The sequence below is a fragment of the Devosia sp. Soil_C_22 genome, from assembly GCF_057657195.1.
The window spans coordinates 571,625-587,854 of sequence record NZ_JBDGIY010000001.1 but is presented as its reverse complement, the minus strand read 5'-3'; the positions used below and the strand labels follow the sequence as shown (position 1 = coordinate 587,854).

Annotated in this window: 12 protein-coding genes; 10 read left to right on the top strand and 2 right to left on the bottom strand. The window is 66.8% G+C overall.

Going from position 1 to position 16,230, the window contains the following annotated elements:
* Positions 1–63: 63 nt before the first annotated feature.
* The 8 genes from AC3A6I_RS02785 to AC3A6I_RS02750 all read left to right on the top strand — a co-directional run bounded on the left by AC3A6I_RS02785 (position 64) and on the right by AC3A6I_RS02750 (position 12,320).
* Positions 64–756: a LuxR C-terminal-related transcriptional regulator gene (locus AC3A6I_RS02785; RefSeq protein WP_487541660.1), complete on the top strand. Its 693-nt coding sequence runs from the start codon at positions 64–66 to the stop codon at positions 754–756.
* Between the two features lie 270 nt (positions 757–1,026).
* The gene (locus tag AC3A6I_RS02780; RefSeq protein ID WP_487541659.1) at positions 1,027–1,758 is read left to right on the top strand and encodes a response regulator transcription factor; all 732 of its coding nucleotides are present in this window, start codon (positions 1,027–1,029) and stop codon (positions 1,756–1,758) included.
* A 276-nt stretch (positions 1,759–2,034) separates the two neighbouring features.
* Complete coding sequence (locus AC3A6I_RS02775; protein ID WP_487541658.1) at positions 2,035–3,408, top strand: calcium-binding protein; 1,374 nt, start codon at positions 2,035–2,037, stop codon at positions 3,406–3,408.
* A 161-nt stretch (positions 3,409–3,569) separates the two neighbouring features.
* On the top strand, positions 3,570–4,268 hold the full coding sequence (locus AC3A6I_RS02770) for a hypothetical protein (RefSeq protein WP_487541657.1): 699 nt from the start codon (positions 3,570–3,572) through the stop codon (positions 4,266–4,268).
* 235 nt (positions 4,269–4,503) lie between these two features.
* Positions 4,504–4,767: a hypothetical protein gene (locus AC3A6I_RS02765; RefSeq protein ID WP_487541656.1), complete on the top strand. Its 264-nt coding sequence runs from the start codon at positions 4,504–4,506 to the stop codon at positions 4,765–4,767.
* Between the two features lie 318 nt (positions 4,768–5,085).
* Positions 5,086–9,102 carry a beta strand repeat-containing protein gene (locus AC3A6I_RS02760; protein ID WP_487541655.1) on the top strand — a complete coding sequence of 1,339 codons (4,017 nt, stop codon included), beginning with the start codon at positions 5,086–5,088 and terminating at the stop codon, positions 9,100–9,102.
* Between the two features lie 40 nt (positions 9,103–9,142).
* Positions 9,143–10,918, top strand: a complete 1,776-nt coding sequence (locus AC3A6I_RS02755; RefSeq protein ID WP_487541654.1) for a type I secretion system permease/ATPase — start codon at positions 9,143–9,145, stop codon at positions 10,916–10,918.
* A gap of 34 nt (positions 10,919–10,952) precedes the next feature.
* On the top strand, positions 10,953–12,320 hold the full coding sequence (locus AC3A6I_RS02750; RefSeq protein ID WP_487541653.1) for an HlyD family type I secretion periplasmic adaptor subunit: 1,368 nt from the start codon (positions 10,953–10,955) through the stop codon (positions 12,318–12,320).
* Between the two features lie 182 nt (positions 12,321–12,502).
* Here AC3A6I_RS02750 and AC3A6I_RS02745 read toward each other — a convergent pair whose 3' ends face one another.
* A complete protein-coding gene (locus AC3A6I_RS02745; RefSeq protein ID WP_487541652.1) occupies positions 12,503–13,066 on the bottom strand; it encodes a hypothetical protein in 564 nt (187 codons plus the stop codon).
* Between the two features lie 292 nt (positions 13,067–13,358).
* Here AC3A6I_RS02745 and AC3A6I_RS02740 point away from each other — a divergent pair, with 292 nt between their 5' ends.
* Positions 13,359–13,817, top strand: a complete 459-nt coding sequence (locus AC3A6I_RS02740; protein ID WP_487541651.1) for a hypothetical protein — start codon at positions 13,359–13,361, stop codon at positions 13,815–13,817.
* Positions 13,818–14,246: 429 nt separating this feature from the next.
* Positions 14,247–15,026 (top strand): SDR family oxidoreductase, encoded by a 780-nt coding sequence (locus AC3A6I_RS02735; RefSeq protein ID WP_487541650.1) that lies wholly within the window; start codon positions 14,247–14,249, stop codon positions 15,024–15,026.
* A gap of 49 nt (positions 15,027–15,075) precedes the next feature.
* On the opposite strand, the gene AC3A6I_RS02730 is transcribed toward AC3A6I_RS02735, so the two are convergent.
* On the bottom strand, positions 15,076–16,104 hold the full coding sequence (locus AC3A6I_RS02730; protein WP_487541649.1) for a LacI family DNA-binding transcriptional regulator: 1,029 nt from the start codon (positions 16,102–16,104) through the stop codon (positions 15,076–15,078).
* Positions 16,105–16,230: the final 126 nt, after the last annotated feature.

Genomic DNA, 16,230 nt, shown 5'->3' with positions numbered 1-16,230 from the left:
CTGACAGTCGTGATAAAAGTGGGTATGGGAAGATAATCGCGTACGTGGCTAGCGAGATGTACCATGTGGCCGTCCACAAGATGCGCCCTGGTTGCTGACAGCCAGGAACTGTTCAGCACCGCCGTGAAGGACTTGCTCGAGCGTAGACTTGGTTTCACGGAAGTCATCGTGGCTGCTGATTTTGAAACCGCGACGCGGCATTTATCCGGAAACTCGTCGATCTCCCTGGCTTTGCTGGACCTGTCGCTGCCCGACATGGACGGACTGGCGAGCCTGGCCAGCCTGCGCGTGGCCTATGCCGACCTGCGCCTCGCCGTCATCGCCGGCCCGAGCCGGCGCGAGGACATCCTGCGCGCCCTTGCGGTGGGGGTGCATGGCTTCGTGCCGCGCACGCTCAGCATCAACGAGATGGTGCAGGCACTGACCAGCATCGTGAATGGACAGATCTACGTGCCGCCGACGCTTTCGGATGTGCTCGACGACAGCTCGCCGAACATGCCGGCCAACCACCCGGCGACGCTCGAACGGAGCGAGGGTAGCCCCGATCGCCGCGCGCCGGCATTGACCTCGCGACAGCACGACGTGATGCACCTCATCTCCGAGGGCAAGACCAACAAGGAGATCGCCCGCAGCCTCGGGCTGGCCGAAGGCACCGTGAAAGCGCATGTGAACGCCCTGTTCCGAGTGCTCAGCGTGCACAACCGGGCCAGCGTGGCGGCCATGCTGGCGGCCAGGCCGGAGCCTGAGGATGAGTAGGCTGCTGTCTATATAGAAAGGCATAATCCTCCTATGTAGAAAGCAACTATGCCTATATTTGCGATCCGGACCTACGCCGAATGTACTATTCTCATTAGGGAGAGTTTCTTTTCGCCGCACGATCAGTTACGATCTACCAATGTTAGGCAGAGATACTTCCTTCCCCTTTATGCATTCGACTAAGCGCCACGTGTGCGCTGTGGCGTAATACCGAAGTTACAAGCGGTGGGGCCAAACCGTACGACCTCGGTCGTCGTCTTGGGGGTTACCATGGAGGCCACTCGTCTTCCTGTCGTTCTGATCGTCGATGCCATGGAACTGCGCCGTGCCGGACTAGTCGCCCTGGTTGAACCCTGGGCCAACGCACAAGGCATATCCACCGTCCCGATCCCGCCCACGGAACTTGGACTCGAATTCCTATCGAGCCTGGAGCCCAAGTTCGTCATCTTCAGTATCGGCGGCGCCTCGCTGCATGCCGCCGAGCCCATGCACTGGGCCTGCGACGTCCGCGACATGTTGCCGGGCATTCCGTGCGTGGTGCTGTCGGACCGTACCGAACCGGAAGAGGCGATCCTTGCGGCACGCCTCGGCCACCAGGCGTTCATGCCGACCAGCATCGAGCCGCAGATCGCCCTCCAGGCGTTTGCCTTCGTCATCGGCGGCGGCACGTATTTCCCGCGGGAAGCGTTGCTGCAATCGGTGTCGGCGGCTCGGGAAGGCGCGGGCTTCAGCACTGCCATCCACGGCGATGCAGACCGGCTGACCCGACGGCAGCACGAGGTGCTCGACCGGCTGCGGCTGGGCAAATCCAACAAGGTCATCGCGCGCGACCTCGACATGCAGGAGTCGACCGTCAAGGTTCACGTGCGCCAGATCATGCGGAAGCTGGGCGCATCCAACCGAACGCAGGCGGCGCTGCTGGCCGCGGCATCCACGCAGAGCGTCAACGGCTCCCACCTGGCCACCGCAGAGACTCCACCACCGCTGCAGCCGACCTGGTAGGTCCCAATGCGGTTGCAGATGGACGTGCCGCGCGACCCAGTCGCGCGGCATTTCCTTGGAAGGCCGCGCGACGGACTAATCCCCTCCACCCAAAGTGATAGGCCTTCGCCCCCTCCCCTCTCGGCCATAAGGCGAATGGCTTAACGCGCCCATCGACCCGAACGCTCGGTCCAGTATCTCATGCACCTATCGGTGGAGGTTCGGGCGATGGGTACCAAGCGGAACGGTGGAAGCGGGTGCGGCAATGACCGGGATGGGCGCGGAAGCCCGGTTCAGGTGTCGACGGTGCCGTTCCACGGCGGCATGGCAGTCACCGTCGCTGCCGGGGCCGACGCGGTCGGCGAGGACACGTTCTCGAGCGTCAACGCCAATGTCACGGTGGTCGACCGAGGGCTGCTGAGCTACGCGGCCGGCATGACCTCCGCCATCGCCGCCTCGCTATCGGGTAGCGGCGCCGCCTTTGCGACGAGCTATGCCCAGCTCGATATCGCGGGCGCCGATTTCATAGCCATCAACACGCATAGCAGCGAGGGTGGCAGTGCGGAGGGGGCGAGCACCGTCTCGATGGTCGACCTCGACTTCTTCGCACTGGACCTCAAGTGGCTGGATTTTTCGAGCGAGCGCGGTGGCGAGAGCAGCGGGCCCGCGCCAGAGCTGCAACTGTCCGGCAACCTGGCGGAATTTTCGGCCTCGATCGAAGCACGCGGCGACAACGGTTACGTCGACCTGCAGGCGGACACGCTGGCGCTCGAGAACCAGCTGTCGAGTACCGCGCTTCTTGCTACGGCGGCGGTCGACGGCGATATCAGCTACGAGCGCTATGCTGGCACCTCGAAGGACAACGTCATCACGACCGGCAACACGGATGCCCTGGTCGAGGCCGGCCGGGGCGACGACCGAGTGACCACCGGCAATGGCGAAGACTGGATCTTCGGCGGCCAGGGCCGCGACCAGATCAGGGCGGGCGCCGGCAACGACACGGTGTTCGGCGAGGACGCCGACGACCGGATCGAGGGCGGGAGCGGAGACGATTGGCTGTTCGGCGGGCGGGGCGACGACACGCTCAACGGCGGGGACGGCAACGACCTCGTGATGGGAGGCGACAGCCGCGACATGGTGGATGGTGGAGCAGGCGACGACCTGATCGATGCCGGCGAGGGCCGCGACACGGTGCGGGGCGGCAGCGGCAATGACATCTTCAGGCTCGGGGCCGAGCACGGCGACGACGACGATCGCTACTGGGGCGGGGCCGGCGGCGACCTCTACTGGATCACGGGCGACTTCGACTCCGACGTGATCATGGATTTCTCGCTGGCTGGCGGCGACCGGCTGGTGATGCCCGCGGGCGACTGGGACAGCGAGGCCGCGCTACGCCAGCTCAACGGCACCGTGGTGACGCTGCAGCGCGCCAGCGGCGATGCCGACGACCTGGTGCTGACCTTCGATTTCGGCCGCAGCCGGGCCGAGCTGACGCTGGACGAGTTCTTCGCCTTCAACCCCGGCTATGCCGCCCTGCCCCGGCGCGGCAGCTTCTCGGACACGGCCGCCCTGCCGCTGCTGCAGGATCTGTTCGGCGACGATGCCGGCCAGCTCACGGCGGACCATCAGTTGCTGTTCCAGATTGGGCTCTACCTGGGCGAGCTCGGCTGATATGGGCCAGCCCGACTTCGGGTCATCATCCGCATGGATTAGCTGCGCCGTGATGCCGATAGAGCCAATTAGGGCGTATCCATCATTGAACGTCTGAACGCGGTGCGGGCGCGCCTGTAGCATGATCCCCTGATCGGATGACGATGGGGAGGGCGCCCAAAATGCCAGTGACGCGGGACTCCAGCATCGATACGGGCTACGCCAGCATCAGCACCGCCTCCGACGGATCGACGGAGATCGTGATCTATGTCGACGTCGTGCAGGTCGAGGTCGGGTCAGCACCCGGCAGCGGCGAGGGCAGCGCCCTGGTCTTTTCCGGCGACGCGACGGCCGTGGGCGTGGACACCTATGCCCAGATGCTGGTCGAGGCGCTGGCGGCCGACCACGGCTCGTCCTCCACGCTGTCGCTTTCCGCCGACCTCGTCGCGGCCGCCGCTGCCGAGGACTTCGATCCCTTCGCCTCGACCACCATCTGGTACGTGGTGGTAGGACCGGTCGACAGCTACATCCAGATCGAGGAGCTGGAGACGTTCACAGCGAGCGGCCCAGGTGGCACGGTGACGATCCAGTCCGCCTCGGTCGACTTCGACGGCGTCGTGCTCGACGATCCAATGCAATGCCAGGAAGACGATCCCGAGCCGCCGCCCTGCGATGATGGTTGCGCGGCTCCCGAACCGGGCTGCAATTGCGGTGCCGACGACGGCGACGATGCATTCGCGTTCGACGGCAACGTGTCGGTCTTCGCCTTCCAGGCCGACGCCTTCGGCGATGACAGCTACGCCTCGGTGACATTCGATGCGCTCGCGCTCGAGGACTCGCTGTCCACCATCACCGGCGTCGTCGAAGTCGCCATCGCCTGAGTACCCGAACCTGCCGGACGACAGTGTCTCCGCAACATAGTTGCGCGTACAAAAGCAATGCGGGTCATGCAGTGAATACAATCCGCACTACGCCAAATAGACAAGGCACCAGATCACCTACGCCTTGGGGTTGTACGCCCTGATACACTCTGCCGCCCGGCCCGAAGACAGCCTAGCCTCAACCTGTCCGGGCGCGGTGTCCGGCCAAAGCTAACCGTCCCAACAGGAGATGATCATGAGCTGGGGTGAACACGAAACTGGTTCCTATGACTTCGACTCGAGCATCAACCTCGATTACTGCGCGGACTTCAATGTCTCGAGCTATCTCGATGTCGACCACGAGATCGACGTGTGCGTGGATATCGACGGCAACGAGGCGTATTTCGCCATCGACGTCCAGGCCTTCGGCGACGACAGCGCCGTCGAGCTGAACCTTGTCGTAGTGACCAACGACGATTGGGCCAGCATCACCGCGACGGGCTTCTCGGCCGTCGACTGACAGGTCCCACCGGCAGTGTGGCGGCCCCCGCGCAACACACTGTCCGCGGAGAGGGTCCCGGCTTGGCCGGGGCCCTTTTTTATTGCGCCGGTCGCCCTGCGACAGGGGAACAGGTGGACTGCTCTTCGGAGATCCCGCTTCCGTGGGGATGACCCGGTGGGTGGGCGCGCGTGAAGCGAACGCTCCTCGGCGACGGTCGAGGCGTACACCCAAAGATGGGTCCACCAACGCGCAGTGTCGGGTCCCGCGACAGCTGCCTTAGCATGAAGAAGAACCGCACCGGGCAGGGGTGGTGCGGGGCTCATGGAGGCTACGAAAATGGCGCGCACGGTTTCTTCCCGCAAGGTGACCATCTCTTCCAGCTCGACGCCGAAGCCGGCCGCGACGCAGGAGGAAAGTCGCAACGAGGCATCGTCGATGATGCTGAGCTCCTCGCCCATGGCGATGATGGCGGCCCTGCTCGCGGCGCCGATATATACCGAGCTCAACCTCTCCAACAGCTCGACCGTCGGCGACGTCTTCAACCAGAACGGCGATGGCCGCTTCCGCATCAATGGCTTCAACGGCAATGACAGCATCACGATCGGCGCTGCCACGACGGGCGGCGACTATCTCGATGGCGGCGCCGGCAACGACGTGCTCAACGCGGCGGGCAGCGACGACATCCTTGATGGCGGCGCGGGCACCGATACCCTCAATGCCGGAGCCGGCAACGACATCCTGCGCGGCGGCGCCGGTTCGGACACGCTCAATGGCGGCGACGGCATCGACACGGCCGACTACTCCACCTCCAGCGCGGCGGTGATGCTCACCCTGTCGGTGGATCCGAGCCGGAGTTCGCGTGGCAACGGCGGCGACGCCAATGGCGACACCCTGCTGAGCATCGAGAACGTCTGGGGTTCGAACCTCAACGACACCATCAGCGGCAACCGCCTCGACAACCTGCTGGTCGGCAATGGCGGCAACGACACATTGCGCGGCATGGACGGCAACGACACGCTGATCGGCGACGGCATCAGCGATATCGACATGGACGGCGTGCCGGACGACGAGGACGGCGATGGCCATCCGGACGGCGTCGACAGCACGCCCACGGGCGGCAACGACATGCTGGACGGCGGTTTCGGCAATGACCGGCTCTATGGCGGCGGCGGCAACGACACACTGCTCGGCGGCTTCGGCGACGACGTGATGCACGGCGGTTTCGGCGACGACCTGCTCTCGGCAGGCGACGGCGCGGACACCATGGATGGCGGCGAGGGCGACGACGAGCTCTCCGGCAGCCTGGGCGACGACGTCATGTTCGGCGGGGCCGGCGACGACTGGCTGAACGGCTCGATCGGGCTCGACGTCATGTCGGGCGGCACCGGCAATGACGAGCTGATCGCCGGCGATGGCGATGACGTCGTCAATGGCGACGAAGGCAACGACACCTTGTTCGGCAACGGCGGCGCCGACACCATGGATGGGGGCGACGGCAACGACGTCGTCGACGGTGGCGACGGCAACGACACCCTCAATGGCGGTGCGGGCGATGACAAACTGGCCGGCGGCAACGGCGCCGACATCATGGACGGTGGCGAGGGCTCCGACACGGCCGACTACTCGCAAGGCAACGCCATCGGCATCGATCTCGCCAACGGGATCGTCGCCGGCGGCGCGGCGGGCGACGTGCTCAGCAACATCGAGAATATCACCGGCTCCGGCTTCGACGACCAGATCATCGGCGACGGACACGACAATACGCTGGCCGGCCTCGGTGGCGCGGACCTGCTGATCGGCCAGTCGGGCTTCGATACGGCCGACTATTCGGCATCGGCTGCCGCGGTCACGGTTTCGCTCAATACCACCGTCGCCAACCCGCTGGCCGAGGGCACGGGCCTGGGGGGCGACGCCGAGGGCGATCGGCTGCAGCTGATCGAGCGCGTCATCGGCTCGGCCTTCGCCGATACGCTGATCGGCGGCGAACTCAACGACACCTTCATGGGCGGCGCCGGCGCCGACATCATCGTGGGGGGTCTCGGCATCGACACGGCCGAGTACTCGACCTCGAGCGCCGTCAATATCGCGCTTGCCGAGGATGGCAGCGCCACGCTCAGCGGCGGCGACGCCGAGGGCGACGTGCTCTCGGGCATCGAGAACCTGATCGGCTCGGGCGAGAACGACGTGCTGCTGGGAAACTCGCAGGTCAACCGGATCGACGGCAAGGGCGGCGACGACCGGCTCATCGGCCTGGGTGGCGCGGATGTGCTCATCGGCGGCGACGGCGTCGACACGGTCGATTATTCCGCCTCCGCCTCGTTCGTGCAGGTGGCTCTCTCCGACAGCACCACAGGCGGCTTCATCGCCGTAGGCGGCGACGCGCAGGGCGATCTCGTGGTCACCATGGAGAACATCGTCGGGTCGGCCTTCGGGGACCAGCTGATCGGCGCCAGCGCGGCCAACGTGCTCGACGGCGGGGCCGGCAACGACCAGCTGCGCGGCCTGGGCGGCGCCGACACGCTGATCGGCGGCCTCGGCACCGATACGGCCCATTATGGCGACTCCGCACAGGGCGTGAACGTCACCATCGACGGCAGCGGCAATGGCTCGGGCCTAGGTGGTGATGCACAGGGCGACGTGCTCGAGGGCATCGAGAACCTCACCGGTTCGGCCTTCGACGACACGCTCGCAGCCGGCGCCGGCGTCAACGTGCTGCAGGGCGGTGGCGGCAGCGATACGCTGATCGGCGGCGCCGGCGCCGACATCCTGGTGGGCGGCGACGGCATCGATACGGTGGACTATTCCACCTCGTCGGCGGCCGTAATCATCACGCTGACCGCCAACCCGGCGCAGGCGACGACCGGCACGGGCGGCGATGCACAGGGCGACCAGATCAACACAGTGGAGAATGTCACCGGCTCGGCCTTCAACGACCAGCTGATCGGCAGCACGGGCGACAATCGCATCGACGGCGGGGCGGGCAACGACCTCATGCGCGGCGATGCCGGCGCGGACGTGCTGATCGGTGGGACCGGCAACGACACGATCGACTATGCCAATGTGGCGGCCGGCGCCGGGGGCGTCACGATCGTTCTCGACGCGGTGGCAACGACAGTCGGCATCGGCAGCCACGCCGAAGGCGACCAGATCAGCGGCATCGAGAACATCAACGGCACGGTCAACGACGACATCCTGACCGGCAGCGCGCTGGGCAACCGCCTCGATGGCGGCAGCGGCAACGATCAGCTGTTCGGCATGGGCGGCGACGACACGCTGCTCGTCGGCAATGGCAACGACATCGCCGACGGCGGCGACGGCAACGACACGGTCGACTACAGCACCGCCACCACGGCCATCGCGCTGCAGCTCAATCCCACTGCGGGCGGCAACGCCGCCACCGGCGGCGGGGCACTCGGTGACCAGGTCCGCAACGTCGAGAACATCATCGGCACCGGCGGCAACGACCAGCTGATCGGCAATGGCGGGGACAATTTCTTCCGTGGCGGCGCTGGCGGCGACATCATCAATGGCCTGGGCGGCATCGACACGGCCGACTATGCCACCTCGACGGCGGGTGTCAGCATACAGTTGAACGATACGGCCGGCGGCCTCGCCACGGTGTCCGGCGGGCACGCCGTGGGCGACCAGATCAGCAATATCGAGAACCTGATCGGCTCGACCTTTGCCGACGTGCTGATCGGCAATTCGGGCGTCAACCGGCTCGAGGGCGGCAGCGGCGACGACCTGATCCGCGGCGGCGCCGGAGGCGACACGATCATCGGCGGCGCGGGTATCGACACCATCGACTACTCGACCTCGGGCGCCGCCGTTTCGCTGACGCTGACCGCGGTCCCGACGTCGGCGACGACGGGCACGGGCGGCGATGCGGCCGGCGATACGGTCAATACGATCGAGAACATCATCGGCTCGAACTTCTCCGATACGCTTACCGGAGGCACGGACGCCAACAAGCTGGTGAGCGGTGCGGCGGCGGCCGGCACCGAAATCCTCCGCGGTGCCGGCGGCGCCGACCTGCTGATCGCCAACGGCATTGGCACGCACAACTTCTTCGGCGACGGCGTGGGTGGGCAGACCGGCGGCATTGACACCTATCGCATGCTGGCGGGGACCACGGTGATCCAGGACTACCAGTCCGGCGAGGACCTGCAGTTCGCGAGCGCCGTCACCAACAGCTTCGGTTCGGCCGGCGGCCAGTTCGCGGCCCAGTTCGTGGGCGCGACGCAGACCACGATCGTGCTGCTCGGCACGAACCTGGCGGCAGCGCAGGCGAACTACGCCACGATGATCGCCAACGACGTGTTCGTGGATCCGCTCTTCGACACCATCGCCTGAAAATCAACTTTGCCGGGGGCGGCAGTCTAAGGGGACAGTCATGCCGGTCGTGGATAACAGGGGTATCAAGCGCCGCCGCTCGGGCGAGCTCGACAAGGCCTTCGCCGAGATCAGGGGCGGTATCTGGATACTCGCCATATTCAGCTTCGCCATCAACCTGCTGTTGCTGGCCTCGCCGCTCTACATGCTGCAGGTCTACGACCGGGTGCTGGTGAGCGGGCGGATCGAGACGCTGGTCATGCTGACGCTGCTGGTGGGCGGCGCCCTGCTCTGCCTGGGGCTGCTCGACACGATGCGCTCCAACTTGATGGTGCGAATGGGCGGATGGCTCAACGCCCGGCTCGGACCGATGCTGCTCTCGACCAGCATCCGCGCCCGGCTGATGGGCGACACATCCGGCGGGCAGTCGCTGCGCGACCTGTCGCAGGTGCAGAGCTTCGTCGCCTCGCAGGGACTGACCATGTTCCTCGACGCGCCGTGGGCGCCGCTGTTCCTGCTGCTGATCTGGATGCTGCACCCGCTGCTCGGCATGCTGGCCGTGGGGGCGACGGTGGTGCTGCTCGGCCTGAGCCTGCTCAACGAACTCCTGACCCGCAACCTGACGCTGTCGGCGGCATCGGCGGGCATCGCGACCCAGATGCATGCCGACACGGCGATCCGCAACGCCGAGGTGGTACGCGCCATGGGCATGCTGCCGGCGCTGACCGAGCGCTGGAACTCGGGCAACCAGGCGGCGCTCGATGCCACGCGGCAAGCGGCCGAGCGGGGTGCGCTGGTGGTCGGCATCTCGAAATTCCTGCGCTTCTTCGTGCAGTCGGCGATCCTAGGCACGGGTGCCTACCTGCTGCTTGCCGGCGAGGTTTCGGGCGGCGCGATGATCGCGTCCTCGATCCTGCTCGGCCGGGCGCTCGCGCCGGTGGAACAGGCGATGGGCAGCTGGCGCAATTTCGTCGCCGCCCGGGCGGCCTATGGCCGGCTCAAGTCACGGCTCGAGCAGATCCCGCAGGAGCCCGACCGCATCCGCCTGCCCGAGCCCTATGGCAATCTCAGCCTCGAGCGGGTGAGCTTTGCTCCGCCCGGCAGCCGGGGGCCGATCCTCGACAATGTGTCGATGCGGGTCATTCCCGGCGAGGCCGTGGCGGTGATCGGCCCATCGGCCGGCGGCAAGAGCACGCTGTGCCGGGTGCTGACGGGCGTGACCATCCCGACGTCGGGCGAGGTGCGGCTCGACGGCTCGGAGCTGTTCCACTGGGACCCGGTGCAGATCGGCGCGCAGATCGGCTACCTGCCGCAGGATGTCGAACTCTTTCCCGGCACGGTGCGCGAAAACATCGCCCGCATGGGCGAGGTCGACGATACCAAGGTGATCCGCGCCGCCCTGCTGTCGCATGCGCACGAGTTCATCCAGGCGCTGCCGCAGGGCTATGACACGCCGATCGGCGATGGCGGCTCGCGACTGTCGGGCGGACAGCGCCAGCTCATTGGGCTGGCTCGCGCCGTCTACGGCGATCCGCGGGTGATCGTGCTCGACGAACCCAATGCCAGCCTCGACCAGGCCGGCGAGGCCACGCTCGGGGCGGCGATCAACAAGCTCAAGGCGGCCGGCACGGCGCTCGTCATCGTAGGGCACCGTCCGTCCACGCTCGCCTGCGCCGATCGCGTGGTGTTCCTACGCAGCGGCCGCATCGAGCTGCAGGGCAGCCGCGACGAAGTGCTGCAACGGCTGCGCCAGGCGGCCGGCGATCCGGCGGCACGGCCGCCCATCAACAACCCGGCGCCGCAACGCGTCGTCACCGAGCCTGTGCTGGCCGAGTGACCTACCCATCGCATTTGCTCGGGGGAGTGAACCCATGAACATGAACATCACCCGGCTGGCGCCGGCGACACCGTACAACCTTCCCGACATCCTGCGCGAGCCGCCGGAGCCGCCCAGCCTCAAGCGGGCGATCCGCGGGCCGGCACGGCTGGGCTGGGCCATCATCGCCGCCTTTGCCGTCGGTTTCGGCACCTGGGCCGGCACGGTGCCTCTCGCCGCCGGCGCCGTCGCCCCGGGCATCATCAGCCCGGATGGCAGCCGGCGCGTGGTGCAACATCTCGAGGGCGGGGTCATCTCGGAGATCCGGGTGCGCGATGGCGACTATGTCAGCAAGGGGCAGGCCGTGATGCTGCTCGAGCAGGTGCAGGCCGCCTCGGTGCGGGACGCACTGCTCGACGAGTATCGCACCTATCTCGCGGCGCGCGCGCGGCTGACGGCGGAACTGTTCGGGCAGAAGGAAATCACCTTCCCGCCGGAACTCACCGGCGCCGACGGCGATCGCGTGCGCACGATCATGGAGAGCCAGCTGGCCATCTTCAAAAGCCGGCAGGAGCTGCAACAGGCGCAGCGCCAGGTGCTGGAGGAGCGGCTGGCGCAGAGCGACGAGCAGATCCGCGCGCTCAGGGCGCAGATCGCGGGGGTCACCAAGCAGATCGAGCTGCTGGCAGATGAAATCTCGGGCAAGCAGGAACTGCTCGAGGACGCGCTGACCACCAAGTCGCAACTGCTGGCGTTGCAGCGCCAGCAGGCCGAACTCGAGGGCCGACGCGGCGAGTACGAGGCGACCATCGCCGAGACCGGGCAGAAGCGCGGCGAGATCGAGTCGCAGCTGCTCTCGATCACGGCGGAAAGCACCGACTATGTCACGGGCGAGCTCGACAAGACACGCGCCGGGCTCGCCAGCGTTACCGAACGGCTGAACGCCAGCCAGGACATACTCGACCGTACCGTGGTGACCGCGCCGGTCAGCGGCTATGTCGTCAACCTGCGCTTCAAGTCGCCGGGCGGCGTGGTGGTGCGCGGCGAGCCGATCATGGAGATCGTACCGGCGGACGAACAACTGCTGATCGACGCCCGCGTCGCGGTGGTGGATATCGACGTCGTGCATGTCGGCCAGCAGGCCGCCATCCACCTCACCTCGCTCGCGGCCTACCGCCTGCCGCGCATCGAGGGCATCGTGCGGACCATCTCGGCCGACCGGATCGTCGACGAGCGCAGCGGCCAGGCCTACTATCTGGCGCGAGTGGAAGTGCCGACCGCCGAGGCAGCCAAGATCGGCGATGCCGAGCTGGTGCCCGGCATGCCGGCCGAAGTGCTGATCGTCACCGGCGAGCGCACCATGATCCAGTATCTGCTGGAGCCGTTCGAGGCCGCTTTCCGGCGCAGCTTCCGCGAAACCTGAGCGGGCGCTAAAGCACTTCACGATCAGACTGGGCGGCGCGCCACTCACAATGTCATTCCCGCGAAGGCGGGAATCCAGTCGGGCACCGAGCCTGGGGCTACTGGATCCCCGCCTTCGCGGGGATGACGCCGGAGTCTGTGGGGAACGACGGCGTTTGTGGGCCGCTTCGAACGTGAACTGCGTCACGACGTGGTGGCCCGCCGCTGCTGCGGGTCGCCCCGGCGCAGGCGGTAGACCACGCCGAACACGCCGCGGGCGTGGCTACCGCCATCGTCGGTGCCGCCGCGACTGCCCGAGCGCGGAACCTGCAAGGCGCTCGGTGGGAAGAAATGTCCGCCATGCAGGATGAAGGATAGCGCCCGCAGCGCTACCTCCGGCTCGATCGAAGCCGGGATATAGCCCCTGGCGCCGGCCTGGAAGGCAGTCGCCGCATCGCGGGCGCTACCGGCTTCGGCGAGGATGACGGCAGGGATCTCGTTGTGCTGCTCGGCAATGGCGAGCAACTGCTGAAAGGCGGGGGAGCGTTCCAGCGGCAGGCTGCCGATGGAGAAGACCACCATGAGGCATTGCGGATTGAGTTCACTGTTGTCCTCAGCCTCGGGCATGCCGGCGGCCATCAACCCGACTCGTTCGAGCACGGCCCAATGCGAGAGAAATGCGGTCAGTTCGGCACGGCGCATCGGCAGCTCGTCGTAAACGAGGACGAGACGCCCCGTCGACCCAGGATTACCCTCCGCAGTGTACATTCCGCTCACCCTTTGCGAGTGAACCGGACCACCTGGCCAAACCCTGCCGCACAGGTTGCCATGTTCACGGCCTTGCGAGGAGATAACTCCAAGCGCCGCGGTTTGTTGAGAGTCTCAACGGGCGGGCGTCCGCTGGCGCATCCGGCGTCGATCCGGCAGCGCCATCGGTGGAGAAACGCCGCGCCTACGCCCTTGGGTGCACACGACGCGATCAAGGGTGGATGCGCCGATCGGGCGCTACCGGCGGAGAGACCGCATTGCTACACCCGGACGGGGGCAGCGAGGGAATGACATGCAAGAGCTGCTTGAGCTGTTTCCGACCGGACTGGCCCTGTTCGACCAGTTTCTCGCCTTCGGATCCGATTACCTGTCCGGCAATGCCGGTCCGATCGGCCTGCTCGGTTATCTCCCGCCGCTGCTGCTGGTGCTGCTGGCGCGGCGGACACTGCATGCGCTGCTGGTGCTCGTCCTGACGGTCGTAACGCTGGCGATGTTTCGGCTCGACGCACCGGCGTTGGGCTTCACCCTTTACGCTACATGCTATGTCGCCGCGATCCACGCCTTCATCGCGCGCGAGCAGCGCCGCCGGGCCGACCTGGCCGCCGCCCAGCTGGCGCTGATGCGTATCGAGATGACGACCTTCCTCGATGCCCTCGACCGCCGCACCCGGGACGCGGACCGCCAGAAGCCGATCACTGCTCCCGCACCGGCTCCTGCTCCGGCCTCCGCGAAGGAGCGCGAGCCGGCCTAGGGTCCGTACTCAACAGCGCAGCGCACACGTCGAGGTTGCCCGCCTCCTCGCCCCGTAGGGGAGAGGATCGCGAAGCTAGGGCGGCAGCGACTTAGCGCAACTGAGGTGCGGGGGCCTTGGCCAGCCACCGGCTGGTGCGGAGCAATCGAAAGGCCCCCTCACCTCGCCCATTTCGGGTTCTCGCGGCCGCGATTGGGGGGCGAGGCGAGCCCCGAGGTCGTCGGCCGCGGCCTTGGCGCGCAGCAATGCCCAACATGTTCAGGACGCGGGGTGGGAAGGAGCGAGGACAAGCTATGCTCTGCGATCAGACCGAATAAAGGTAAGATGCGAAAGTAGCTCAAAGTCCTTTTCGTTTGCCTAGACGGCAAGCGACTAAGGCGGGTATCGACCCAGGGCACGTGGGTATACGGGCATCAGGAAGCAAGCAGCATGCGCGGACAATTCGCCGGCAAGACCATCGCCATTACGGGAGCAGCGGGCGGCATCGGCCGGTGGCTATGCCGCTTCTTCGGCGAGGAGGGCGCGACCATCGCCGCCATCGACCGGGTCGAGACGGTCAATGACCTCGTGGATGCGCTGGGCAAGGACGGCATCACGGTGAAGCCGGCGGTGGTCGAGATCACCGATGCGCAGGCGGTGGCGACCGCCTTTGCCGGTTTCGGCGACGTGCATGTGCTGATCAACAATGCCGGGATCTCGCGCTACAAGACGCTGCGCGAGACCAGGCCGGCGGACTGGCAGGCCGATGTCGACGCCAACCTCAACGGCGCCTACACGTGTGCCTACGCGGTGCTGCCGCAGATGGTCGAGCGGCGGAGCGGCAACATCGTCAATGTCGGCTCGGTCAATGGGCTGAGCGCGTTGGGGGACCCGGCCTACAGCGCCGCCAAGGCCGGCATGATCGCCATGACCAAGGCGATCGCGCTTGAGTATGGGCGCTACGGCATCCGCTCCAACATCGTGCTGCCCGGCACCGTGCGCACGCCGATCTGGGACGAGCGCAAGGCCAAGGACCCCAACGTGCTGAAGACGCTCGAGCGCTGGTATCCGCTCGGCCGCATCGTCGAGCCGGACGAGGTGGCGCGCGTCATCGCCTTCCTGGCCTCCGACCTCGCCAGCGCCGTCACCGGAGCCGCCATTCCGGTCGACAACGGACTCATCGCCGGCAACATCGTCATGGCCCGCGAGCTGACGCTCGAGGAGTTCTGAGCCGCGGCCGACTGGCCGTGGTGGCTTATCGCGCGGCGGACGACGGATGCTAGCGCGTGTGCAGCTTGCTGCGCCAGCTGCGCGTGGCGGCCGGGCCGGAGGAATCGCGCACGATCAGGTGGGGGACCAGACTGATGCGTTGCGGCGGCAGGTCCTGCATGGCCATGCCGACGCCGGCGCGAGCCAGCACCGTCCGCACGGCGGCGATGCCCATCTGGAAATGCGGCATGTGCACGGTAGTGAGCTTCGGCGAGACCTGGGTGGCGATGGGGTAGTCCGCGTGGCCGATCACCGAGGCGTCCTCGGGGACGCGCAGGCCCATGCGCATCAGCTCGGACACCACGGTGACAGCGACGCCGTCGCTGCCGCAGAAGAAGGCGGTAGGCTCGTAGCCGCCCTCTACCATCTCCATCAGCGCCTCGTGGAAGCCGGCCGGCGCGCGATCGTCGTCGAACGAGATTTCGCGCAGCTCGGCGTCGGGGATCTCCCCGATCGCCTCGGCAAAGCCGCGCAGGCGGGCATAGCGGCCGGGATAGCCGAGCTGGCCGTGCACGTAGACCATGCGCCGGTGCTTCAGCTCGGCGAGGAAGCGCGCCACGTAGACGCCGGCCTCGACGTCGGTGGCAGTGATCTGGTCGATGGTGCTGAGCGGCGGCACCACATGGGCGACGATCACCGACGGCACCTTGGCTGCGCGGGCCGCCTCGTACATTTCCGGCTCGTGCGGCCCGATGAGCACGAAGCCGGCGGTGGTTTTCTGCAGCCGTTCCACCATGCCGTGATCATTGGTCCAGCGGACGGCCATCGGGTAGCCGGCGCGGGTCGCCTCGACCTCCACTCCATGCTGCACGTCAACCCAGAGCTCGCGGTTGGCGACGCTGCGATCGTGGAACAACACCTCGATGGAGCGCGCCTCGTTGCCGCGCCGCAGCGCCACGTAGCCGAATTTCTGCGCCGCGGCGATCACCGCGCGCCGCGTCTCCTCGCTGACCCCGGGCTTGCCGGTGAGGGCGCGCGACACGGCGAATTTCGAGACGCCGAGCTGGTCGGCGATGAATTGCAGGGTGACGCGGCTCATGGGGAAGTCGACCTCAACGCCAACTCCGGCGCCTTGTTATGCTTGTTTGATCCATCTTGTTAGGTTCTGTTTCGTTGCGTTGTCAATCATCAGCATGCCGATGTTTGGCGAGCGATCCTGCAGCGA